At 48.3% G+C, this 23,853-nt stretch carries 23 protein-coding genes; 14 read left to right on the forward strand and 9 right to left on the reverse strand.

Annotated features, from left to right (window positions below):
* The first annotated feature begins 2 nt into the window (after window positions 1-2).
* On the forward strand, window positions 3-779 hold the full coding sequence (locus tag J0A67_RS05370) for a class I SAM-dependent methyltransferase (protein ID WP_206568233.1): 777 nt from the start codon (window positions 3-5) through the stop codon (window positions 777-779).
* 85 nt (window positions 780-864) lie between these two features.
* Here J0A67_RS05370 and J0A67_RS05375 read toward each other — a convergent pair whose 3' ends face one another.
* Together J0A67_RS05375 and J0A67_RS05380 are read right to left on the reverse strand one after the other, a co-directional pair.
* Window positions 865-1,335: a hypothetical protein gene (locus tag J0A67_RS05375; RefSeq protein ID WP_206568234.1), complete on the reverse strand. Its 471-nt coding sequence runs from the start codon at window positions 1,333-1,335 to the stop codon at window positions 865-867.
* A gap of 130 nt (window positions 1,336-1,465) precedes the next feature.
* Window positions 1,466-4,450: a glycosyltransferase family 117 protein gene (locus J0A67_RS05380; RefSeq protein ID WP_206568235.1), complete on the reverse strand. Its 2,985-nt coding sequence runs from the start codon at window positions 4,448-4,450 to the stop codon at window positions 1,466-1,468.
* A 166-nt stretch (window positions 4,451-4,616) separates the two neighbouring features.
* Between J0A67_RS05380 and trxA the strand changes: the two genes are divergently transcribed.
* The 4 genes from trxA (at window position 4,617) to J0A67_RS05400 (ending at window position 7,720) form a co-directional block, all read left to right on the forward strand.
* Window positions 4,617-4,937, forward strand: coding sequence for a thioredoxin (gene trxA / locus J0A67_RS05385; protein WP_206568236.1), 321 nt, complete (start codon window positions 4,617-4,619; stop codon window positions 4,935-4,937).
* A gap of 87 nt (window positions 4,938-5,024) precedes the next feature.
* Window positions 5,025-6,446 carry an MBL fold metallo-hydrolase gene (locus tag J0A67_RS05390; protein WP_206568237.1) on the forward strand — a complete coding sequence of 474 codons (1,422 nt, stop codon included), beginning with the start codon at window positions 5,025-5,027 and terminating at the stop codon, window positions 6,444-6,446.
* Between the two features lie 184 nt (window positions 6,447-6,630).
* Entirely contained in the window at window positions 6,631-7,212 is a 582-nt protein-coding gene (locus J0A67_RS05395) for a YeeE/YedE family protein (RefSeq protein WP_206568238.1), read from the forward strand.
* Between the two features lie 13 nt (window positions 7,213-7,225).
* The gene (locus J0A67_RS05400; RefSeq protein WP_206568239.1) at window positions 7,226-7,720 is read left to right on the forward strand and encodes a DUF6691 family protein; all 495 of its coding nucleotides are present in this window, start codon (window positions 7,226-7,228) and stop codon (window positions 7,718-7,720) included.
* 262 nt (window positions 7,721-7,982) lie between these two features.
* Here the strand turns inward: J0A67_RS05400 and J0A67_RS05405 are convergent, their stop codons facing one another.
* Complete coding sequence (locus J0A67_RS05405; RefSeq protein ID WP_206568240.1) at window positions 7,983-8,624, reverse strand: DNA alkylation repair protein; 642 nt, start codon at window positions 8,622-8,624, stop codon at window positions 7,983-7,985.
* A gap of 857 nt (window positions 8,625-9,481) precedes the next feature.
* On the opposite strand from J0A67_RS05405, the gene J0A67_RS05410 reads away from it, so the two are divergent.
* From J0A67_RS05410 to J0A67_RS05445, 8 genes are all read left to right on the forward strand, one after another.
* Window positions 9,482-10,654, forward strand: coding sequence for an MFS transporter (locus J0A67_RS05410; RefSeq protein ID WP_206568241.1), 1,173 nt, complete (start codon window positions 9,482-9,484; stop codon window positions 10,652-10,654).
* Entirely contained in the window at window positions 10,651-11,364 is a 714-nt protein-coding gene (locus tag J0A67_RS05415) for an acyl-[acyl-carrier-protein] thioesterase (RefSeq protein ID WP_206568242.1), read from the forward strand. The genes J0A67_RS05410 and J0A67_RS05415 overlap by 4 nt, the downstream gene beginning before the upstream one ends.
* A gap of 141 nt (window positions 11,365-11,505) precedes the next feature.
* Complete coding sequence (locus tag J0A67_RS05420) at window positions 11,506-12,555, forward strand: c-type cytochrome (RefSeq protein ID WP_206568243.1); 1,050 nt, start codon at window positions 11,506-11,508, stop codon at window positions 12,553-12,555.
* Window positions 12,552-13,907, forward strand: coding sequence for a hypothetical protein (locus J0A67_RS05425; RefSeq protein WP_206568244.1), 1,356 nt, complete (start codon window positions 12,552-12,554; stop codon window positions 13,905-13,907). The genes J0A67_RS05420 and J0A67_RS05425 overlap by 4 nt, the downstream gene beginning before the upstream one ends.
* A gap of 422 nt (window positions 13,908-14,329) precedes the next feature.
* On the forward strand, window positions 14,330-15,316 hold the full coding sequence (locus tag J0A67_RS05430; RefSeq protein ID WP_206568245.1) for a fatty acid desaturase family protein: 987 nt from the start codon (window positions 14,330-14,332) through the stop codon (window positions 15,314-15,316).
* Between the two features lie 10 nt (window positions 15,317-15,326).
* Window positions 15,327-16,520: a DEAD/DEAH box helicase gene (locus tag J0A67_RS05435; RefSeq protein WP_206568246.1), complete on the forward strand. Its 1,194-nt coding sequence runs from the start codon at window positions 15,327-15,329 to the stop codon at window positions 16,518-16,520.
* Window positions 16,521-16,530: 10 nt separating this feature from the next.
* Window positions 16,531-16,791 carry a cold-shock protein gene (locus tag J0A67_RS05440; RefSeq protein WP_206568247.1) on the forward strand — a complete coding sequence of 87 codons (261 nt, stop codon included), beginning with the start codon at window positions 16,531-16,533 and terminating at the stop codon, window positions 16,789-16,791.
* On the forward strand, window positions 16,784-16,978 hold the full coding sequence (locus tag J0A67_RS05445; protein WP_077348399.1) for a cold-shock protein: 195 nt from the start codon (window positions 16,784-16,786) through the stop codon (window positions 16,976-16,978). Before J0A67_RS05440 ends, J0A67_RS05445 begins: the two co-directional genes overlap by 8 nt.
* 114 nt (window positions 16,979-17,092) lie before the next feature.
* Here the strand turns inward: J0A67_RS05445 and J0A67_RS05450 are convergent, their stop codons facing one another.
* Complete coding sequence (locus J0A67_RS05450; protein WP_206568248.1) at window positions 17,093-18,085, reverse strand: 2-hydroxyacid dehydrogenase; 993 nt, start codon at window positions 18,083-18,085, stop codon at window positions 17,093-17,095.
* A gap of 99 nt (window positions 18,086-18,184) precedes the next feature.
* Here J0A67_RS05450 and J0A67_RS05455 point away from each other — a divergent pair, with 99 nt between their 5' ends.
* Window positions 18,185-18,619, forward strand: a complete 435-nt coding sequence (locus J0A67_RS05455; protein ID WP_206568249.1) for a Dabb family protein — start codon at window positions 18,185-18,187, stop codon at window positions 18,617-18,619.
* Here J0A67_RS05455 and J0A67_RS05460 read toward each other — a convergent pair whose 3' ends face one another.
* The 5 genes from J0A67_RS05460 to J0A67_RS05480 all read right to left on the reverse strand — a co-directional run bounded on the left by J0A67_RS05460 (window position 18,620) and on the right by J0A67_RS05480 (window position 23,831).
* A complete protein-coding gene (locus J0A67_RS05460; protein ID WP_206568250.1) occupies window positions 18,620-19,027 on the reverse strand; it encodes a hypothetical protein in 408 nt (135 codons plus the stop codon).
* A gap of 162 nt (window positions 19,028-19,189) precedes the next feature.
* Complete coding sequence (gene msrA / locus J0A67_RS05465) at window positions 19,190-20,266, reverse strand: peptide-methionine (S)-S-oxide reductase MsrA (protein WP_241265071.1); 1,077 nt, start codon at window positions 20,264-20,266, stop codon at window positions 19,190-19,192.
* Between the two features lie 241 nt (window positions 20,267-20,507).
* On the reverse strand, window positions 20,508-21,020 hold the full coding sequence (locus tag J0A67_RS05470; protein WP_206568251.1) for a hypothetical protein: 513 nt from the start codon (window positions 21,018-21,020) through the stop codon (window positions 20,508-20,510).
* 80 nt (window positions 21,021-21,100) lie between these two features.
* The gene (locus tag J0A67_RS05475; RefSeq protein WP_206568252.1) at window positions 21,101-22,453 is read right to left on the reverse strand and encodes a sensor histidine kinase; all 1,353 of its coding nucleotides are present in this window, start codon (window positions 22,451-22,453) and stop codon (window positions 21,101-21,103) included.
* Window positions 22,443-23,831, reverse strand: coding sequence for a sigma-54-dependent transcriptional regulator (locus J0A67_RS05480; RefSeq protein WP_206568253.1), 1,389 nt, complete (start codon window positions 23,829-23,831; stop codon window positions 22,443-22,445). The genes J0A67_RS05475 and J0A67_RS05480 overlap by 11 nt, the downstream gene beginning before the upstream one ends.
* Window positions 23,832-23,853 lie beyond the last annotated feature (22 nt).

Below are 23,853 nucleotides of genomic sequence, written 5' to 3' on the forward strand. Positions count from 1 at the left end.
GAATGGCTACCTACACTACGGAAATTGCTTCCGACAAGTTGATCAGCGACAATCCCATCCATCAAAGATTGCTCAAAGCCTACATCGCCGCGAAGCCATGGGTATCCGGCGACCTGCTCGAAGTCGGCTGCGGTGAGGGGCGCGGAGTTGAAGAACTCCTTCCCTTGGCAAAAAGCTATGTCGGTTTGGACAAGATCGGTGAAGTGATTTCCATGCTTCAGGCCAAGTTTCCCGGCGTGGATTTTCGCCAGGCCATCATTCCCCCGTTTGTAGGATTTGCGGATCGCTCGTTTGACACGATTGTCAGTTTTCAGGTAATCGAGCATATTGCCAATGACCGACTTTTTCTTCAGGAAATCTACCGTATGCTAAAGCCGGGCGGCAAAGCAATCATCTCTACCCCAAACATCAACCACACGCTTTCGAGAAATCCCTGGCATGAGAGGGAGTACACGCCACAGCAGCTGATCGATCTTGCTTCCTCGATCTTTGACCGAGTAGAGGCAATGGGAGTAGGCGGTAACCCAAAGGTATGGGACTACCACGAGGCAAACCGAAAGTCTGTCAATAAAATCATGCGCTTTGATATTTTTGATCTGCAACACAAGCTGCCCGCTTCAGTGTTGAGAATGCCCTATGAAATTCTTAACCGTTTCAATCGAAACAAGCTTCATAAACAGCAAGGCAACTCAGTGGTGGAGATCACACACGAGGACTTCCCGTTGGTAGATAATCCGGCTGAGGGATTGGATTTGTTTTATGTGCTTTGGAAGAAGTAAGGGGTCAAAAAATCTAGGGGCGAACACCTGAAGCTAAGTCACTGTGACAAATGGCTAGGCCAAAGTAGGAGGGCAAAGCTAGGTACTAGCGATTTTCTCTCCGGAATTTGCTTTCACCGATCAATGGTTGCGCCTTGTTGGAGACGTGGCTGAGAGATTCGGCCGGAACAGAAGTGGTCAGTGTGAGGACGGGTGAGCCATCATCATCCTTCAACAGGATCCTGATGCTGCTGAGATACCAAGTCCATTCCAAATCCGGACTTTTCCTCACTTGCTGATAAAATGAAACGACTTCATCGTCATTGTTCCTGGCCAACAGCCCAAATATTTTGGGGACATATTCAGCGGAGTCTTCCGAATTAAAAAACTTCGTATGGTATTCCTGTTTCATTGCGATCAATTCTTCCATGGTAACACCAAGGCCATCCAAAGCAAGCTGACTCATATAGCAAACGCTGGAATCTCGGATGTCATGGACCACCATCACTGTCGGAAAGTCTTTTTCCAAGGATTTGAGTTCAGCGATTTTCGAATCTATTCTTTCTTGTAGATTCATAGTTGACAAGTTAAGTGTCTGATAATTTAACATTTAAATCCTGTATAATAAGGAAGCTTTAGCCGGCTTACCAAACAAAAAAAGGCGAGAAAGTCAATTCTCGCCTTTCGGATACCCGCGGGTTTCAGAACTACCGCCTCTCTAGCATGCCAGGTGAAGCGCTCTCTGCGCCTATGAGGCTTTCCAGTCTTAGCTTGAGGTTTTGGGCTTCTTCCTGATAGCCCCTTTCCTCCAGAAGCGGTATGAAGTACTTTACCATTTCGATGGAAATCATCATCTCGCGATCGTATGCCCGGTCTTCCCGGGTGTAAAACTCTATCATGTCCAGAGATTTCTTGGAAATCTTGTCAATGATGTCCAGTGCTTTTTCATCTTCACCCACTTCGAAAAACAAAGGCACGGACTGTCCGCTGCTCAGGTCGTAAGGCACTGCTTCATTTGGAATGGTTTGCAGCCCATAGTTGAGTAGGGTGGCAGCCTGCTCCATTTTGTTTTCATCCAAAAGCGCCATCGCGATGCTGTTCAACGCGCTTCGGTGATTGGAGGTGAAGCGTCTGTATTCTTCGTCGTAGTAGGCATCGGGGTTGTCCATACCTCGGAAGGCAAATTTCTCCATGTAGTTTTTGTACGCGATGTCGGTATTGACCAACTCATCACGAACGTAGTCTGGCTTCCTGATCGGAAGAAGACGGTAGGTCATTCCCTCCATCACCACATGCTCTCCTATGTTTATCCCAATGGTAGACAAAGAAGTGTTGTTGAAATAGATCGGCCTGTCCCAGTTGTTGCTTACGATCAAGTCGATTAGCATCAGCGTTCCCTTGGTGACATATTGCCCTTTGATTTGCAGGTTCATTTGGGGAGCGAAGAACTCGCGGAACTGGGCTGGTACGATCTCCTCATTGGCAACGAAGCTGCTGTCCACCTCTAGGATCAGGTTGCGGGAAGGCACCATATTGACGACGCTTTTGCCACTGGTCTTCATCTTGAGGAGATCTGAGCCTGAATTGAGGAGTTTTAGGTATTCCCTGGCTGAAATGGCGTTGAGGTTTTCCTGCTCCATGACATAGAGAACATCATTGGTGCCCTTTTGGTAGCGCTCTTGGGGCAAGGAAAACGGAAGCGGATCGGATTCGTTGGCTTGGCTGGTCATCTGCTGCACATACCAGTCCGTGTCGAAGTAGCTAAGTACAATTACCCTCACATCGGTGCGGAAGCCCTCTACCTCCTGTACATACCAAAGCGGGAAGGTGTCGTTGTCCCCGCCGGTGAAGAGAATCGCGTTGGGTGCGCAGGAAGCCAGGAAGTTCCTTGCCGAATCTACGGAGAAGAACCTTCCTTTTCTGTTGTGGTCGTTCCAGTTTTGGGCGCCCATTAGTCCTGCTACAGGCAGCGTGAGAAGGGTGGCAATGATCCCGGCAGTCCCGAGGTTTTTTGTGACTTTGGTCAAGCCATGAGCGATGGCGAGTACGCCGAGTCCAGCCCAGATCGCAAAGGCATAGAAGCTACCGACATAGATGTAGTCCCTTTCCCTCGGCTCCACGGGGGGAGAGTTGAGATAGAGTACGAGCACCACGCCCATCATGAGGAAGAGCATCAGATTGACGTAGAAGTATCTGGGATCCTTTTTGGCTTGAAAGAAAATCCCAACGAGCCCGAGAATCAGGGGCAGCATCAGGTAGTTGTTGTGTCCCTTGTTTTCGGTGATGTACTCGGGATACTTGTCGCTGAAAGCGTCCGTAATCCCCATCCAAGGGGCATCGGTGAAGTCGCTTTCCCGGCCGGAAAAATTCCACATAAAGTACCTCCAATACATGTGCCCCAGCTGATGGGACAGCATGAAGTAGATGTTGTCTCCAAAGGTCGGCTCTTGTCCTTCGCGTAGCCCGAGCTTGGATCGGTAGATGCGCTTGTGGTTTTCCTGGGTGGAGTAGATTCGGGGTAGTATGGTGGTTTTGCTCGGATCGTAGGTGTTTTTCAGTTCGTAGTCCACGATCTCATACTTGTCTTTGCCCTTCATGTAGATCGGCGCACCTTCTTCCTGATCCACCAGCTGCGCAGTAAAATATTGCCCGTGAAGCAGTGGACGATAGCCATACTGCTCTCTCTTCAAGTAGGATACATAGCTGATGATGTCCTTTGGAGCGTTTTGGTTGATCACCGGATCCTGGTTGGCGCGCACGATGATCAGCGCGTAGCTCCCATAGCCGATCATGATAAAAGCAAGAGAAAGCAGAATGGTGTTGACCAGGGTTTTTTGCTGCTTGATGGAATAGCGGATTCCGTAGATCAGGGCACCCAGGAAAAGGATGAGGAATACGATAATCCCGGAGCCGAATGGCAGCCCGATGCTGTTGACGAAGAAGATTTCCATCGATCCGGCCAGGCTTGGCAGGCCGGGGATGATCAGGTTATTGATGATGACCAAGGCCACTCCTCCGAGAAACATCGCGTAGATGCCGCCTTTGAGACTTGGATTCGGGTACTTTTTGAAGTAGTAGACCAAGGCCAACGCGGGTAGTGTCACCAAGTTGAGCAAGTGGACCCCGATAGAAAGACCCACCAAATAGGCGATGAAGATCATCCATTGGTTTTCCAGCCTAGGGTCTTTGATCACGTCCCACTTCAGAAACGCCCAAATCACAATGGCGGTAAAGAAGGAAGACATGGAATACACCTCGGCTTCCACAGCCGAAAACCAAAAACTATCCGAGAAGGTATAGATCAGCGAGCCCACAATAGCAGACCCCATCAGCGCGATGGTTTGGCTTTTTGTCTCGTGGCCTTCTTGGATGGAGAAGATTCTCTTGCCAAAAAGCGTGATCGACCAAAACAGGAATAGGATCGTAAAGCCGGAGAACAAGGCACTGCCGATATTCATCCAATAAGCCACCTGCAGTCCGTCGCCCATCGCCAGAAACCCAAACATCCTATAGACCAAGAGAAAAAACGGAGCACCGGGAGGGTGGGGAACCTGAAGCTTATAGGAAGAAGCGATAAACTCACCCGGATCCCAAAAACTGGCGGTTTGTTCTACGGTCAGGATGTAGACCAGCGTGGCAACAGCAAAAATGACCCAGCCGGTGAGGTTGTTGATCTGCTTATAATTGAGCATTAAGAGGGTAAATTAGTCGGGGCGAAAATATGAAATTTTACTCCAAGTCCGGGTTTTTTAGCACTTTTTAAAAGCTTGGGGAGTTAGTCCCAATGCAGGTGTGACAAATATTACTGTGTCGGAGGGGAAGAGGTTTCTACCTTTGTATCATCCAAAACAAAAAACTATGAGTACGCAAGCCAAAACATTTCAAGAGTTGATCGATGGAGACACTCCCGTGTTGGTGGACTTCTTTGCGGTGTGGTGTGGGCCTTGCAAGATGATGCAGCCCATCCTCGAGGATACGAGCAAGCAATTGGGAGGACAAGTCAAAATCATCAAAGTCGATGTGGACAAAAACCCCCTGGCAGCGAGCAGATTTCAGGTAAGGGGAGTGCCCACCCTGATTTTATTCCACAAAGGAAAGCCTGTCTGGAGACAGTCAGGAGTAGTACCAGCCCACCAGTTGGTGCAGATCGTCAAATCCAATCTCGTAACTAACGCCTGAAGCCAATGTGACAAAAGTCGTTTTCAGCAATGAAGCGCTTGCCTAATTTTGACTTGAAATAGTGAAGAAACCTAAAAAGACAGCCATATGAAAATCGAACAAATCTATACCGGATGCCTCGCCCAAGGAGCCTACTACATCGAGTCCGATGGGGAGGCAGCAGTCATCGACCCTTTGAGAGAGGTGCAGCCCTACATCGAAAAAGCCGAGCGTAGAAATGCCAAAATCAAGTACGTTTTTGAGACGCACTTTCACGCGGACTTTGTGTCCGGGCATAAGGATCTGGCGGAAAAAACCGGTGCCAAAATCGTGTATGGTCCCACTGGAATGAAGATGGGTTTTGACGCCATCGTCGCCGAGGACAATCAAGAGTTTACATTGGGTAAAACCAAAATTCGCGTACTCCACACACCAGGCCATACCATGGAGTCGGTTTGTTACCTTTTGATCAACGAAGAAGGAAAAGAGGAAGCGATCTTTACCGGAGACACCTTGTTCATCGGTGATGTCGGTCGTCCCGATTTGGCCCAAAAGGTGGTGAAAGATCTGACCCAAGAAAAGTTGGCCGGGCACCTTTACGACTCCTTGCGTAACAAGATCATGTCCTTGTCAGATGATTTGATCGTCTATCCTGCCCATGGTGCGGGCTCTGCCTGCGGCAAAAACATGAGCAAAGAGACCTCGGATTCTTTGGGCAACCAGAAGAAAACCAACTACGCGCTCCAGCCCATGAGCAAGGAGGAATTCATCAAGCAGGTACTCACTGGCCTGACTCCACCGCCCGCTTACTTCCCCCAAAACGTCATGATGAATATCCAGGGATATGACAGCATCGACGAGGTGCTGGAAAGAGGGGAGAGACCCTTGTCACCGGAGGAATTCGAAGCCGCGGCCAACGAGACCGGTGCGCTGATCTTGGATACTCGGGATGCCCAGACCTTCGCGAAAGGCTTTGTCCCCAACTCCATCAACATCGGCATAGACGGAAGCTTTGCCGTGTGGGTAGGGGCGATGATTCCCGATCTAAAGCAGGAAATCCTCGTCGTAGCCGAAGAGGGAAGGGAAGAAGAAGTGATCACCCGACTGGCGCGAGTGGGTTATGACTACGCCATCGGATACCTGAAAGGTGGTTTCAAAGCTTGGGAGAAATCTGGAAAGGAAGTGGACTCCATTACTTCCATCACGGTGGAGGAACTTGCGAAAATCAAGGAAAACGATCCGGATATCCATATTCTGGACGTCAGAAAGAACTCTGAGTTTTTGTCCGAACACGTGGTCGATGCCGAAAATGCGGCTTTGGACTACATCAACGATAGCATGCTCCAAGTGGACAAGGACAAAACCTACTACGTGCACTGTGCGGGCGGATACAGATCCATGGTATTCAACTCCATCCTGAGGGCAAGAGGCTATGACAATCTGATCGACGTCTCAGGTGGATTCAAGGCCATCAAAGAATCCGGCAAGTTTGAGGTGTCAGACTATGTTTGTCCGACTACGCTGCTCTAAATCCAGCAGAAGTAGACCTGATAATTGGAAATGGTAGACCGGATGGTCTGCCATTTTTGGTTTTAGCCAATTCACTGTGACCAAAGTCACGGCTTTTGGGGAGGTTTTCTGACCAAATTTGTTGCTGAAAGTAGGCTGCACCTCTGGACGGCCAGAAAGTGATTCGAAAAACTTAAATTAAAATATGGAACAATTTATTGAATGGATTAAGCAGCCTTGGCCTTGGTATGTGGCCGGGCCAATGATCGGGCTTACCGTCCCGGCATTGCTGATTTTGGGAAATAAAACCTTTGGTATCTCCTCCTCCTTGAGGCACATCTGCGCGGCCTGTGTGCCAGCGGGAATTCCCTTTTTCACCTACAACTGGAAAAAGGAAGCGTGGAACCTGCTCTTCGTGCTGGGTGTGGGGATCGGCGGATTTCTGGCGACGAATTTCCTCGCCAACCCAGACACTATCGTGATCTCAGTCGATACCCAGAATGATTTGGCAACTTTGGGCATCACGGACTTTTCCGACCTGATGCCTGCTGAGATCTTCTCTTGGGAAAATCTATTCAGCGCCAAAGGATTGCTGTTTTTCGTCTTCGGAGGCTTTCTGGTTGGTTTCGGCACGCGCTACGCGGGAGGCTGTACTTCCGGGCATGCGATCATGGGGATCAGCTCCTTGCAGTGGCCTTCGGTCATCGCCACGATCTTCTTTATGATCGGTGGATTTCTGATGACTCATGTGCTGATGGAGCCATTGATGAAACTTGTAGGATTTTAAAAAACTGAACATCATGTCAAAAGTAGCAGTAAAAAATATAGTGGCTGAGGATCCGAATTGTGTGGCTCCCAATCTGCGGAAAGACCATGACAAAGGCCTGGAACTCTTAAAATACCTTGTTTTGGGAACGCTTTTCGGGATTGTATTCGTGAAGGCTGAGATCATTTCCTGGTTTAGGATTCAGGAGATGTTCCGCCTCCAATCCTTCCACATGTATGGGGTGATTGGTTCGGCGGTGGTGACGGGGATGATTTCCGTTCAGCTGATCAAGCGTCTGAACATCAAAACCATCCACGGCGAATCCATCGTCATTCCAGATAAAGTCTTCAAAAAAGGCCAAGTAATCGGAGGGTTTATCTTCGGATTGGGCTGGGCGATCACAGGCGCTTGTCCCGGACCACTCTTTGCCCAAATAGGCAGTGGTTACACGGTGATCTTGGTGACCCTGATCTCCGCTTTGGCTGGAACTTGGGTGTATGGCAAGTTTGCCGATAAATTGCCGAATTGATTAATCTATTGCGGTGAACTTTTCCAAAGTTTAGGTCTTTGGAAAAGGTTTGTCTAAGCGCCTGAGCGAGTGTCCCCACTCGCTTTTTTTGCTTTCAGTAGTCGCAAGTGAATTTACTTGCGGGGAGTAGACGAGGGGAGCTTTGGCCAAATGTATATTGGAAAGAGTAGGAGGGTGGATTTGCTCACGACGCTTGTCGAGGATTCCAGCCCGTACTAAACCAATATTTTACGCCTAGCAGTAGCCATTTTTGTTCTAAATATTATAAGTTCCTTTTGTTGCTCTCAATCGATATGAATTCCGGTAAATAATCGGGAGTACAGCCTTTTGAAACCATTTGTCCTTTATAAAGGCCCGTTTTTTCGCCAAGAGCTATGCAACGATTTCGGTATTTTTTCTCATACACGCCAATCCAACCTGTCGTAAAATTCATTGCCCATTGCACTTCTGGTTCTTCTTTTTCTATCCTATTTTCAATTTTAGAGAGTAGTATTTCGCTGTCGGGTGGCGTTTGTCCTATCCAGCGCAAACGTGCTTGATAATACCAAAAAGTTCGTCTTTTTAATGACGCTTGGTTGTCTTCCCAACTTTCTATCAAAGCAATTGTCTTTTTGTCTTTCATAAGTTGGTTTGCCATTAGCCAATCTATAAGCTGAAGTTTCTCATTATCAGTGTGTCGGTTAATGTCGCTTACTAAATCGTCAATCATTTCTTCCGAAAGGAGTTTTTTGTCCATTAGGAGAATTGACAACTGTCGGGCAAAAAAATGTTCAGTTTCCCAAAGTTCCATTGCCAAGTCGTGGTCCTTTTTAATGACCCTTGCTATGGCTCGTAAGTCCCCGAGTTTGGTTTTCGTTCCGCTGATTTGAGTCAATATTTTTTCGGCTTTTGTTGATATTTTCATTTTGTTCAGCGAGTTGTGTAACTGTTGCTTTTTCAGATATAGCTAACATCAATAAGCGCACTCTTGGGCCAATTTTCGTGTATTTCCATTTTAAAGGGATCTGATTTTCGGCTTGGGTCTAGTTCAAATGCCTTTGCCATCGCTTTCCAATCCGAGTCTTAATCTGCAGGAGTGGGGCTTCCACGCATCTCCCTAAAGATATTAGACTTCCTGAAAACGAAAACCTATTTTTTTTTCGAATAGATGAAGATTTTTGCTTGGCGATATAGCTTCGGAGGATACAGAGGTACCTTTTTTGGGTGGAGATATACCCCCGGAAGGTACTGCTGTACCTTCTTTGCCTACCGCTGTACCTTCTGAGGGTAGTCGGGTACCTTATTTTGGTACAGGTTGAGCTTATTTTGAGACAGCTGTACCTTTTTTTGGAACAGTTCGAGCCTTTTTGGGGACAGCTGTACCTTTATTGGGAACAAGTCGAGCTTATTTGCTGACAGTTCTACCTTTTTTGGGCACAGGACTAGCTTCTGAAGGTAGTTTTAGAGGCTCTAAATTTTTAAAATAGCCGAAGCCCACAACTTTCCCCTTTGGACCATTCTTCCGTCTTCTTTCTCACCCAATATCCAACATCCAACTTCCAAACCTCCCGACTTCCACTCCCTACCCAAAAACCTTCTTGATTATAAACCTGATCAGCAGAATGATGGTGATCAGAATGGTACCCACGATGACGAACTCCATTTCTTTTTTTGACAAAACTACAGTCTCTAGACAATAGTTTGGCCCGCTGCCGATTCTTTCCTGTTTTGCGGGTCAATTTGGCTATCTTCGCAGCGCCATCAAACCTACCCAGCTACCTCATGAATTATCTTTCCAAACGCCGTGTGGCCGTCGGAGCGATGTTTTTTTTCGTCGGCCTCTGCTTTTCCACTTGGGCTTCCCGTATTCCCGATATCCAGACCAAATTCGGCCTCTCTGAGGGACAACTGGGCACGCTGCTGCTCTTCCTGCCTATAGGATCCGTCATAGGTCTGCCCATTGCAGGCTGGGCGGTCCACAGATTTGGTAGCCGCGCGGTGATCCTGACCGGAGGTGTAGCCTATGCGCTCACCCTGCCACTGATCGGTTTGAGTCCCTCTACTTGGATACTGCTACCCGTACTGGTATGCTACGGCATGCTCGGCAATGTGATGAACATCTCCATGAACACTCAAGGGCTTGGGCTGGAAGACCAGATGGGAAAGAGCATCCTTGCTTCCTTCCATGGCCTCTGGAGTCTTGCGGGATTTACCGGAGCGGGACTGGGTGGGGCGCTTATCCTGCTTGGACTTAGCCCCGCGCAGCACTTTGGGGTGGTTTCGGTGATTTCCCTGCTGATCATTTTCTTTTCCAAAGGCCTCATCGTGAAGGAGGAAAAGTCCTCCGAGGGGAGTGGGCTGGTGCTGAAAAAGCCCGATGCTTTGTTGCTGCGTGTCAGCTTGATTGCCTTTCTCGGCATGATGAGCGAGGGCTGTATGTTTGACTGGAGCGGCGTGTATTTCAAGAAGGTCGTGCTGGCCGATCCCGAGCTCGTCGCGCTGGGCTATGTAGCCTTCATGGGCGCCATGGCCTCGGGTCGCTTTGTCACCGATAAGCTGGCAGCTCGCTATACCAAGGTGGCGGTCATCCAAGTGAGTGGCTTTCTGATCTTTGTGGGCTTGATGCTGTCGGTGATCTTCCCGACCGTGTGGGCTGCGACTGCGGGATTCCTGCTGGTGGGGCTGGGAGTGGCCTCGATCATACCGCTATCCTATGGCATTGCGGGCCGATCCAAACTCTACTCGCCGAGCGTGGCCCTGGCCTTGGTATCCACGATCTCCTTCTTTGGCTTTTTGCTGGGTCCTCCGCTGATCGGATTTGTCGCGGAATTATTTGACTTAAAAACTTCATTTGCCTTGGTGGCAATGTGTGGAATGGGTATTTTGGTGCTCTCAAGCTTTCGAAAGAAAGTGTTTTTGATCCCACCCAAGTTCCCAAAGAAAGCCGCCGTATGATCTTAACTGACAGCTTCCAGTTTACCAAATCATTTGAAGTAGGTTCATATCAAGTAAAACCCGAAGGAAATATCCGGCTAAGTTGCCTGGCCGATTTGTTTCAGGAGATCGCTTGGGCACATGCCGATTCGGCGGATTTTGGAAGAAATCTCAGCGAAATCAATTTGATGTGGGCCTTGGCGCGGTTGGAGATAGAGATTCTTGAGTTTCCCAAGTGGGGCGATTCGATCCGTTTGTTTACAGGTTCCAAGGGCGCTGACAAGCTTTTTGCTTTTCGGGACTTTATGGTGGCGGATCAAAATGACCGGATCCTGGTTCGTGGAATGTCCTCTTGGCTGCTGCTTGACACCTCGACCAAGCGCATCCAAAAAGCCGAATCCGTGCTGCCTGCGGCACTCTACGATCCCAATATGAAACCCGATCACCAACCCCAAAAGTTGGTCGCCAAGGGTGAAGTAGTGGCCAGGGAGCTGGTCAGGGTGCGCTTTTCCGACCTGGATCTCAACTACCATGTCAACAATACGAGCTACATCCGCTGGGTGGAGAACTTTCTGGCCGACCGGAAAATTTTCCCAAGTGAAATTGCAATCAATTACCAAGCGGAGTCCTTTGGGGGCGACCAGGTAGAACTGCGGCTCTATGAGGGTTCATCCAAAAGCTTCGTCGAAGGTAGAATAGGGGAAAGGCTGGTCTTCATCGTAGCTTTTTGAACAACAGCCTGCGATGATTACTTTTTTTATCTTCACCGATGTCTGATTTTTTGTTTTTGGACAAAGGGTGAGTGATCCTTGTCACAGTTTTCAACGGGGGTAAATCGGATTTTTGTACCTTAACTTGATGCTAGTATTGAGATGAAAGGTCCTTTTGTCAAACTGATTTCACTGTTGGCTGGATTGCTAGGGCTTACCGCAGTCATGACGGGAATAATCGGTGTCATAGTCTACCTGGCCTACTTCGGGATTGGGCTTCCAGAGAAAAACACAGAGCAGATAAAGGAGCCAATTCCCGTTCCCACCATTGTCTCAAAAGCCCTTTTGGATCCCCTGGGACTTTGGCATGCACCTGACTGGAACACCGTAGAGTCGGAGTCCAATGCTGCCGAGATCAAATACGGCAGAGAACTCGTGGCAAATACTTCGGAGTTTTTGGGCCCCAAGGGTAAGGTGAAGGCTATGTCAAACGGGATGAACTGCCAAAACTGCCACCTCAACGCGGGTACAGTCCCGCTCGGAAATAATTACGGATCTGTCTTTTCGACCTACCCCAAAATGCGGGCTCGTTCGGGGACCGAGGAAGATATCGAGAAGCGTATCAACGATTGCTTTGAGCGCAGCCTCAATGGCGAAGCTTTGGAACGGGACTCGAAGGAGATGAAAGCCATGGTCGCTTATATCAGCTGGGTAGGAAAGGAAGTTCCCAAAGGGCAATCGGCAAAGGGAGCTGGAATCTATGAGGTTCCCCTCTTGGACCGGGCGGCAGATCCCAAGAGAGGCAAGCTGGTGTATGACCAACATTGCATCAGCTGCCATCAGGCAGATGGGCAGGGAGTGGCCAAGCCGGACGAAACGGGCTACCTCTATCCACCGCTTTGGGGAGCGCGCAGCTATAATTCCGGGGCTGGTCTTTTCCGACTTTCTAGATTTGCTGGCTATGTCAAGGCAAATATGCCGCTTGGGGTAACTTTCGAAAATCCCATCTTGAGCGATGAGGAGGCGTGGGATGTGGCAGCTTTTGTGAACAGCCTGGATAGACCAAAGAAAGATTTGTCAAAAGACTGGCCGGACATTTCCAAGAAGCCCATGGATCATCCTTTTGGCCCATATTCAGACGGATTTACTGAAGAGCAGCACAAGTTTGGCCCGTTCAAATCAATTCAGGAAGCAAAAGCCAAGTCCAAATGAGTTTGAAGTGGCTTGGTTTCGTCGTTTTCCTTCTGGGGATTCAAATTCCTTTGTTTGCGCAGGAATCGGAGCCTAAACTGGAAGTTCGCCCCGATCTGCATTTCCGCAGTTTTTGGATGAGCACATCCTATCCAAGTGAGGATCTGAAGGACGACTATGCGCTGGGCATGAGCCTGAACTTGGGAATGAAGCTCACTTATCGACAGCATTGGAGATTTCACGTGGGCTACAGGACTTTCGCTAATGTCGCCAGCACCGATATTTGGAATCCCGACCCGACGACGGGCCAAGGCAACCGCTATGAGACGGGCTTGTTTGACTTGCGGAATCCGACAGATCGTCTTTTCGGAAAATTGGAGACCTTTTCCTTGGAGTACTTCGCCCAAAAAATCAGCATCAAAGCTGGAAGGATGGGGATCAATTCCGACTGGGTCAATGCACAGGATGGAAGGCTTTCACCTACGGCAATTGAAGGGTTCTATCTGAAATACCAGCCTGATTCCAAGTGGGACATCCAGACTTGGGTGATTGGGAAAATGAGCATTCGGGGAAGCAGCGAATGGCTTGGAATCGGAAATACGCTCGGCATTTTTCCCGTTGGAAGGAATGAATCGGGCACCGCATCAAAGTACTATGGAAATACGGATAGCGACTGGCTGGGAATTGTCGAGGTCGGTCGCTCCCTAGGCGATGAGGCTGGGCTCAGCTTTTCCCAGACGCTGGCGGACAATCTATTATCGACCACCAGTCTGGGATTTGAAACTACTCGCAGCCGTGGAGAGGAGAAATGGAATGTCGGTGTGACGGGAAGCCTGCAGGCGGGCGTAGGGGACGGCGGCAATTCAGATCCGCAATTGCGCTATAAGAATCCCGAAGACTTCAACTATGCCGTTTCCGGAAGGATTGGATGGGCAAATTCCCGCTGGACCACCCACTTTAACTATACCCATGTAGGCGGAGATGGCCGCTGGCTTAGTCCAAGAGAATGGGGTAAAGATGCTTGGTACACCTTCATCCCCCGAGAAAGAAACGAAGGATACGAGCAGGTAGATGCCTTGGTGTGGTATGGCGAATATAGGATGGACAAAGTAAACACGCTTGTCTATGCCCATTTTGGTTTGCATTGGCTTTCCGATGTTGCGGATGCTCCGGCCAACAAATACAATTTCCCCAGCTACCGTCAATTGAATCTAGGGATGAAATACCAGCCCAAGGTGATCAAGAGAGTGGACATCCATGTTTTGATGACGGCCAAGTGGCCGATTTCCTCTCAAGGCCTAGCGCCAATTCAGATCTACAATAAAGTTGACATGATGCATATCAACGGGATTTTGAACTGGAAATTGAACTAGACGATGCCGCGGCAATCGGCTAAATCCTCGGGGATTGAAAAAGCCAAGGTTTTAGCGGAATTAGGAATTGACGATTGAATTCGTCACCTTTGTCACGTCGAAGAAATGTTTTCGATACTTGACATCCAAGTTAGCATCGGTGATACGCCTGCCCAAGTAGCAAATCAAGAGTTCTCCAAAAAAAGGTTTTATTCTTCTTCTTCTACTTTTTTGATTCAGCAAATGGCCCGTCCATTTCAGGAATTGAAAACTGCAGTTAATAATCCTTTCGAGAATCCAAGATTTCCTTTTACTTAAAACAAGCCATTATCAAGACTATCCGGTTTTCGGAATCAGAACTTTCTGATTTCTCCCTCACTCTCAGAAGCAGAGTCAATTCTTATTTCAAATCTTCCCAAAAGTCAAAGTTTGCAAACCGCGAAATGTTCATCAAGACAGTCGTCATGATGAGCCTTTACCTCGTTCCCGTCATTATGGTGATCACCGGCGTGGTGGATCAGACCTGGCAGCTCTTTGCATGTTTTGTGCTTAGCGGTTTTGGCATGGCCGGGATCGGAATGGGAGTGATGCACGACGCGATTCACGGTACTTATTCCAAAAATCCTCTGGTCAACAAACTGCTGGGCTACACCTTGAACATGGTCGGCGCCAACGCGACGGTCTGGAGGATACAGCACAACGTCCTGCACCATTCCTACACCAACATCTCGGAAGCCGATGATGATATCAATGCGCCGTTCTTTCTGAGGTTTTCCCCCAATGCGGAGAAAAACGCGCTACATCCCTATCAGCATTGGTACACCTGGTTTTTCTATGGACTGTCGACCCTGTCGTGGGTTACTTCCAAGGATTTTATCCGCTTTAGACGCTATCACAAGATGGGCTTGTTTAAGGGGAAAAATATCTACAGAAACACGATTTTCAAGATATTGGCCTGGAAATTGGCGTATTATGCCTTTACCTTGGGAATGCCCATCGCATTTTCCCCATTTGGTCTGGGTGAGATTTTGCTGGCCTTTTTGGCGTTACACTTTGTCACAGGCTTGAGTATTTCCCTGGTTTTCCAGACTGCTCACATCATGCCTGAAGTCAATTTTCCGCAGGCAGATGAACACGGCATGGTGGAAGGCGAGCGCTTGCTGCACCAATTGGCCACCACATGCAACTATTCCGAGAAAAGCCGGGTTTTCTCCTGGATGATCGGCGGACTAAACTATCAAGTAGAGCACCACTTGTTTCCGGACATTTGCCACGTGCACTACCGGGAGATCGCCCCGATCGTAAAGGCTACGGCCGAAGAGTTCAATATTCCTTATCATTCAAAAAAGACATTTTTTAAAGCTTTACAGGCTCATTTCAAGATGCTGTATCTCCTGGGTAACGCAGAAATGGTCCCCGCTAAAGCCTAAACAACTTCCTATGAGTACACCTAGAAGAAATACCAAGCCTTCCAGTCCTGGCAGAAACGGGACTGTGGATAGAAGGCAAGTGAAAAAGAAAAAAGAATCCACCTTGGATCCGAGGCTTTTTGTGAAAAAGGCCAAGCCAAGTGGACAGGCGGGATTCCGCACAGAGAAGTCTTTTCAGGATATCAAGCTGGACGAGCGACTTCTTGCTAATATTCTGTCCAAAGGTTATCAGACGCTGACGACGATTCAAGATCAGTCCATTCTGCCCTTGTTGGACGGAAGGGACATGATGGCCATATCCAAGACTGGCTCCGGTAAGACTGCTGCTTTTTTGATTCCGATCATCGAGCATGCGCTGAAAGATCCCAGAAACTACACCGCTTTGGTGGTGACACCTACCCGCGAACTCGCCTTGCAGATCGAGGAAGAGTTCAAAAGCCTTACGGCTGGGTTGCATCTGTATTCTGCTACGTTCATCGGCGGCACCAATATCAATTCGGACTACAAGCAGCTGGAGCGAAAGCTTCAAGTAATCGTAGGTACTCCGGGAAGATTGCTCGATCTTTCGGATCGCAAGTTGTTGAAGCTGAACCAAGTGAATACGCTCGTCTTGGATGAGTTTGATCGTATGCTGGATATGGGATTTGTCAACGACGTGAAGAAGTTGGTCAACCTGATCGGAAGGCGTGAGCAGACGTTGCTGTTTTCGGCAACTCTTGAGCCAGGCCAAAAACAGTTGATCTCTTCGCTTTTGCACAATCCTATCGAAGTGATCGTGGAAAATGCTGGAGGTACCAATGAAAATATCGAACAGCAGACGGTCAAGGTGCCCGAAGGGGCCGAAAAGATCGATATGCTCGTGTCCATGCTGAAGAGCCCCGATATGGAAAAGGTCATACTCTTTACAGAAACAAAGCGGCTGGCCGACAGGCTGGCAAAAAAACTGAATCAGGCCGGCATCACCGCAGGGCAGATTCATGGTGATAAGTCCCAGAACTTCCGGGTCAAGATGATCGACGAGTTTAAGAAAGGGAATATTAGGGTGCTGGTAGCCACCGATGTTGCTGCCAGAGGAATCGACGTAGCTGATGTGACCCATGTGATCAACTATCAGCTACCGATGACCATGGATGCTTACATCCATCGTATCGGCAGGACTGGACGTGCCGGCAAAGTCGGCCACGCCATCACTTTTGTAAATTAAATCACGACAAATGTCTAAAAACCAAAACACGTTTATCAAAAAACAAAAGGCAGAACTGAAGAAGCGGAAGCAAAAAGAAAAACTCGAGAAAAAGCTGGAGCGCAAAGCCCAGCCGAAGGATGGAAGCCTCGACAATATGATCGCTTACATCGACGAGTTTGGAAATATCTCCGATACTCCTCCGGCGCCGCCGATTGAAAAAAAGACAAATTCAAATCAATCCAATCAAAACAGAGTAAAAACAAATCAAAATTTCAGAAATCATGAATGAAGGAACAGTAAAATTCTTTAACACCACCAAAGGTTTTGGATTCATCACTCCTGCTGACAACAGCGAAGACGTATTTGTACACCACAGCGGTCTAGTACACGAAATCCGTGAAAACGACAAAGTAAAGTACGACCTGGTACAAGGTAAGAAAGGCATCAATGCCGTGAACGTAAAGGTGGTTCGTTAATAGAAGCTCCTATAACATCAATCCCCGCGGGTTACCCGACGGGGATTTTTTTTTGATCTAGGATGAACAACGGATTCCTGCCTTTGGGCCATGTACTGAAACCTGTTGCGGGAACTATCCTTTTACCTCGTTCAGCAGCTCTTCGCCTTTTTCAAAGGCTGTGATATTGGCCAGGGTAGTTGCTGAGATCTGAGCCAAAGCTTCTTTCGTTAGAAAAGCCTGATGGCCGGTCACGAGCACGTTCGGGAAGGTCATCAATCTTGCGATCTGCTCGTCCTGCATGATTTCCTCAGAGAGGTTTTTGAAGAAAATATTCTCCTCCTGCTCATACACATCGATACCCAAAAAACCTATTTTCTTGGTTTTGAGCGCTTTGATTACTGCTTTGGTCTCCACCAAAGCACCTCGGCTGGTATTGATCAATGCTACGCCGTCTTGCATCTGTGCGATGGTCTCCGCGTTGATCAGGTGGTGGGTCTCCGGAGTCAGGGGACAGTGGAGCGAGATAATGTGGCTGTTGCCCAATACCTCGTCGATAGGCTGGTACGTGACTCCGAGCTTTTTCATTTCTTCGTTTTCTACCACATCATAGGCCAATACCTTACATCCGAAACCTTTCGCGATCCTGCAAAATGCCCGCCCGATCGCGCCTGTACCGATTACCCCGATAGTCTTGCCGTGGATGTTGACCCCAGTGAGCCCCTCGATGGAGAAATTGTTATCCCGCACGCGGTTGTAGGCTTTATGGGTTTTGCGCGCAAGGGTGAGGATTAGCGCAAAGGCATGTTCGGCGACTGCTTCGGGGCTGTAGGCGGGTACCCTCACAATCTTGATTCCGTTCTCGACGGCGGCTTTTAGGTCGATTTGGTTGTATCCAGCACAGCGCAGTGCAATCAAACCAATCCCCATTTTTGCCATCTTTTTCATCATGGCCGCGTCGATATGATCGTTGACAAAGGAGCAGATGGCTTGGTGCCCTTCTGCAAGCGACAGGGTATGGAAGTCGAGCTTGGCTTCGAAGTAGCTAAAACTATGGTCTGATTCGGGCAATAATCGGTCAAAACTACTCCTGTCGTATGATTTGGTGCTAAAGCAGGCGATTTTCATAGGCTTGAATTCAAATATATTGGGCTAAAATGAGGACCATCAATTAATAATTGGGGATTTAAAGTTGATTTCTTTTTAGTTTCAGGGAAAAATTTCTCTATGAAAAAGCTAATCTATCTCATTCCTATCGCGATTTTTTGGTCATGTAACGGACCAAAACCCGCCGAAGAAACCACTGAATCACTTTCTCAAACCCCACCAGCCCCAACCGAAGTCGCCATGCCAGATTCCGTACTCCGCCACGTAGTTTTATTCGGATTCAAAGAAACCACCTCACAAGAGGAGATTAACAAAATCGTAGACGCCTTCAAGGCACTTCCTTCGCAAATCACCGAAATCAAAAGCTTTGAATGGGGTACCAACAATAGCCCTGAAGGACTCAATCGGGGACTGACCCATGCCTTTACGTTGACCTTCCACTCAGAGGCTGACCGCGATGCTTACCTTCCCCATCCGGCGCACAAGGCATTCGGAGAGGTTTTGGGATCTAGCCTGGAAAACGTAACCGTGGTCGATTATTGGACTAAGCCCTGATCAGCGATCAATAGGAAGCGTTCCGCCGTCAGTTTCAGCGGATTCTTGAACGTTGATCACTTCGGTCACCACGAATTCGCTTGTCCCTCTCCAAGGCAGCATGCCGTTGAATTCCTGGTAGCGCAGCTCGAGGTGTTTGCCCGAATTGCGCTCCAGGACGGCGGCGACTTCCGGGTCGGTGACGCTGAATCGAAACTCGTTGCTTTGCAAGGCGCCGGATGTAGGGCTCTGGAAGCCCTCTTGGACCATCCTTCCTTCCCAGGTTTTGAACACCACGCCTTTTTTCACAAAATAGTTGAGGCTACCGGCTTTCACGCCTTCGCCAAAGACAAAATAGAATTTCCACCAAAAAAGGACTCCCAATACCAGGAATAAAATCAAACCGGCGATCCAAGCGAATTTTTTCATATTTCCACAAAATGTTTGATTAAATATAGGCAGTGGACAGCTTATAATTTATCTAGTGGATGAAAAAACAGACTGGAGACGATCCAAAAAAATAAGCGCCATCTGGCGCTTATTTTTTTGGATCGTTATTTCTTGATGTGTCAATTGCGAACAACTCCGCTTTTAATCCACAAGCCATAGATAGTCGCCATATCCGGCGGCTTCCATTTCGTTTTTGGGGATGAATTTCATTGCCGCTGAATTCATGCAATACCTCAAATTGGTGGGCTCTGGACCATCATAAAAGGAGTGTCCGAGGTGGCTTTTGCCATACTTGCTTCTGATCTCTACCCGAGTCATTCCCGCTGATCTATCAATTGGCTTTTCAAGTGCCCGGGCATCTATTGGCTTGGTAAAGCTAGGCCATCCGGAGCCCGACTCGTACTTGTCTTTGGAACTGAAAAGCGGTGCTCCTGAGACGATGCATACATAGATCCCTGATTCCTTATTGCCGTTGTATTCGTTTTGGAAGGCAAATTCAGTTGCGTCTTCCATGGTCACCTGGTACTGGAGGGGAGTGAGGGATTTTTTGAGCTCTCCCTTGGATTTTGCGGGATATACCCCTTCGCTAATCACCGGCCAGTTGGTCAGAATACATTCCTGGCGACCACTCCCAATTTTATAGGCCTTGTACTCGTCGGGATTCTTTTCGGAATAATCCTGATGATATTGTTCGGCGGGATAAAAATTGGAGTACTTGATAATCGGCGTGGCAATTGGCTTTTTGAACTTCCCTGACTTGTCGAGAAGGGATTTGCTTTCCTCCGCAACTTTACGTTGGGTATCGTTGTGGTAGAAAATCGCAGATTCATATTGTGTACCTCGGTCGAAGAAAGATCCACCTACATCTGTTGGATCAAAGGTTTGCCAAAAAATGTCTACCAACTCCGAGTACGAAATCACTTCAGGATCGAAGGTAATCTGCACCGACTCTCTATGGGATGTTTTACCCGAAGATACCTCTGCATAGGTAGGATCTTTTTCCTTGCCTCCCGAATAGCCTGAAACTACCGAGATCACCCCATCAATATCTTCAAATGGTGCCTCTACACACCAAAAACATCCTCCGGCAAAAGTCGCCTGCTGAGTTTTTGAGGAAAATGCTTCCTCGGTTTCAATCTCGCTTCCAAGATCTTTTGCTTCTTTTTCGGTGGGAGAACTGCTACAGGCCATCGCCAGGCCAACTATTAAACCGATCATAAGCGTGTGGATTTTTTTGGATAATTGCATGGTATTATAACTGCCGTGTAATAAAACTGTTTTTGTCTTTCTAATGGTACTTTGTGTTACGCCTTGCTTCTGTGTTGGTTGCAGGTACATTGTTAAATGCTGTTAGCACAATGTTGGCTAAAGTACGCAACAAGACGGAAATCGGATTGACTTTTGAAAAACGGAAAGGAAAAGACATTCGACTTAAGTTGGCCTATGAGAAAGGGGCAACTTAGACGAGGTGCTTTGAAAAGAACGCTTTCAGTTGTTTGGCTTCGTCGTCGTCTACCTTTTCGTCTTCCAGGACGCGATCTATCAGTTCGAATAGCTCATCAAACGGCGCTTGCGCTTTGAGTTCACTGTTCTTTTCCAGCCATTGTCTCAGCTTATAGATCTCGTAGGTATTAACGTCGCCACTGGCCAGCACTCCCTGGAAGAGGCCGTGTAGAAAGTGCAGGTTCGAACTGTCTGTCCGCCCACCAAACTGCTCCAGGAAGTTGCCCAGAATAAGGCGGATTTGCGTGAGTTCTTCGGAATTTACCTGTCCGTTATCAATGATGGGTTTGATCTCTGTGTAGAGCGTTTGGAAAGCTTCCATTTCGCAAAGCGGCTCGTAGTCACGGCACCAGTTTTTCAGGGCCTGAAACTCGTTGCGGTTGACTACTCCGTCGAGTGAGATGCCATAGATCAGTCCTGAAAGGTGATATGCCGCATTTTTTCCTTCGGTTATTGTTGGGGTTTTCATCTGGGTGTTTTTCCAGAATTTACGATCAATCTTTATAACATGCTCAAAATCAATGTATTTTTTTAATTCCTACCTGATGCCTATCGGAAGTTGAGTGAAAATACGGTCCGTTCGTTTGGTGTAGAAGTCACCTGAAGACTTCCCCGGTGCAGGTTCATGATTTGGCGCGAAATCGCCAAACCGATCCCGGATCCGGTCTTCTTGGTGGTATAGAAGGGCACAAAGATCCGCTCCAATGCTTCAGGAATGATACCCGCGCCATTGTCCTCTACCTGTATACTGGAGCCAAGGTCTCCCTGGCCAATTGCCCTGAGAATGATAATTCTGTCTGCCTGATTCTGCACAGACTCGCTGGCGTTCTTGACCAAGTTGATCAAGATCATGGTGATCTGGTCCTGATCACAAAGGATCTCCAGCTCGGGTGGTACGATATCGAGTTGAATGTCGATTTGATGGGATTTTAGGTCCTCCTTCATCAATCCGATCACGTTTTCAAAAAGAGATCTGACGGGAACGAGTTCCTTTTTCGGCTCGGGGATATTAGTGTAGTCCCGGTAGGCGTTCACAAAAGTCACCAAACCCTTGCTTCGGTTGGCGATAGTGTCGAGACCCTCTTGGATATCCTGAAAGCCGTCCTTTTTGATCAACATGCCTTCTTTTTGGACATAGCTGTCTTCATCCAAGATGGTACGAAGCGACTCCACCAGACTGGAAATCGGTGTGATCGAGTTCATGATTTCATGGCGTAGCACCTTGGTCAGGTTTTGCCAGGCCTCCAATTCATTGGATTGAAGTTCGGCGTTGATGTTTTGTAGGGAGAGCAGCGTCCAGCTTTGGCCTCCCATCTTGAGGTAGGCGGATTGGATGATGAGGTGAAGGCTGCTATTGACCCGAAAGGAAATCCGCTGTCCTGGCTTTAGCTCTACCACTTCTTTCAGCAGTTTGGGTGAGAGCCGTCCCAGATCGGTGATGTCGCGAAACTGCGGGATCTGGAGGAGATGTTTTGCCGCATTGTTGATGACTCCGATTTTGCCCTCTGAATTGAAGGAAATAATGCCGGTGGTGATATGCTGAATGATGACCTGAAGAAACAGCATCTGCTCTTCCTTTTCTGCTCTGGTTTGCTTGAAGACATCCATCACCTCATTGAAGGCTTTGTTCACCTCCCTAAAAGACCCGCCCATCTTGCTGTCAGAAGTGAAAGAAGAGGAAAAGTCCGTGAAACGGATGGAGTCCAAAAAGCGGGCGAGCTTATGGTTGATCGAGTTGACGTAGTAGACCATCTCGCCCGTGAGGGAGAAGACAATCAGCGCCAAAATACCGGGAGCAAGCCACAGTTCCTGGACGTAGTACAGCCAGATTCCCAAAAACATGCAAATGGCAATCAGGATGATGCGGATGGCTATTCCGACCGAAAACCTCCTATAGACCATATTTTTCCAGTCTTCGATAGAGCGAGGATCTAGTCAGTCCCAATTCATCCGCAGCTCTTGTAATGTGGCCATTGTGTTTTTGGAGTGCCTTCCTGATCAGGATGCGCTCGACATCTTCGATGTTGAGGTGCTCCAAGCTTACGGATTCTTCCTTTTGGTCTGGCTGGGCCATTTTTTGCAAAAAAAGATCCTCAGGCTGAAGCACGTTATGGTTGCTCATGATTACTGCGCGTTCGACGCTGTGCTGGAGTTCACGGATATTGCCGGGCCAGTGGTATTTCATCATCCGCTTGACGAGAGGCTCGGAGGCCTTCCGGATGTCCTTGTTGTATTTTTTGGAGTAGAAAGAAATGAAGTGATCCGCTAGGAGTGGAATGTCATCCACTCGTTCTCTTAAAGGAGGTAGTTGTATTTCTATCGTATTGATTCGGTAGAGAAGATCCTGGCGGAAGGTATTCTCATAGACCATGCTGTGGATGGGCATGTTGGTTGCTGAGATCAAGCGGATATTGACATCCACGGGGCGGTTGGCGCCGACGCGGGTGACCTGGCGATTTTGGAGGACGGCGAGAAGTTTTGCCTGTAGGGGAAGGGGAAGATTTCCGATTTCGTCCAGGAAAAGCGTACCCTTGTGAGCCTGTTCAAATCTTCCTGCCCGGTCGTCTTTTGCATCGGTAAAGGAGCCTTTTTTGTGGCCAAAGAGCTCTGATTCAAAAAGTGTTGTCGTGATCGATCCCAAGTCCACTCCGACAAATGCCTCTCGGCTTCGGCGGGAATGCCGGTGGATAGCTCTGGCTATGAGTTCTTTCCCCGTACCGTTTTCTCCCAGTATCAGGACGTTGGCATCGGTCGCCGCTACCCGTTCTATGGTTTCAAAAACTTTTTGCATCGTCGCGCTCTGTCCAATGATGTCTTTGAACTTGTTGTCGATGTCTTGCTGGAGCGTTTCTTTTTGGTCTTTGAGCAGATTGACCTCGAGTTTTTTCTGGCGGAGTTTCAGCGCCGAGTTAAGAGTCGCCAGGAGTCGCTCGTTTTCCCAAGGCTTCAAGACAAAGTCGGTGGCTCCCTCTTTGATTGCCTTGACGGCCAGGTTCACGTCTCCATAGGCGGTGATCAATACGACGACGGCGGAAGGGTCCAACTCCAGAATCCTGTCTAGCCAGTAAAAGCCCTCCTGACCGGAACTCACGTCTTTGGTAAAATTCATGTCGAGCATGATCACGTCATACTGCTCGTTGTGGGTGAGGATGGGAAGCAGGTCAGGGTTGGTTTCGGTATCAACCTGGGCAAAATGCCGCTTGAGAAAAATCTTGGCTGCCTTAAGAAGGTCCTCGTTGTCATCTACGATGAGAATCTTGCCGAATTTTTGATCGTTCATGGGTTTTTATTTTGAAGACGGG

The sequence above is a fragment of the Algoriphagus aestuariicola genome (assembly GCF_017254835.1).
Classification (GTDB): Bacteria; Bacteroidota; Bacteroidia; order Cytophagales; family Cyclobacteriaceae; genus Algoriphagus; species Algoriphagus aestuariicola.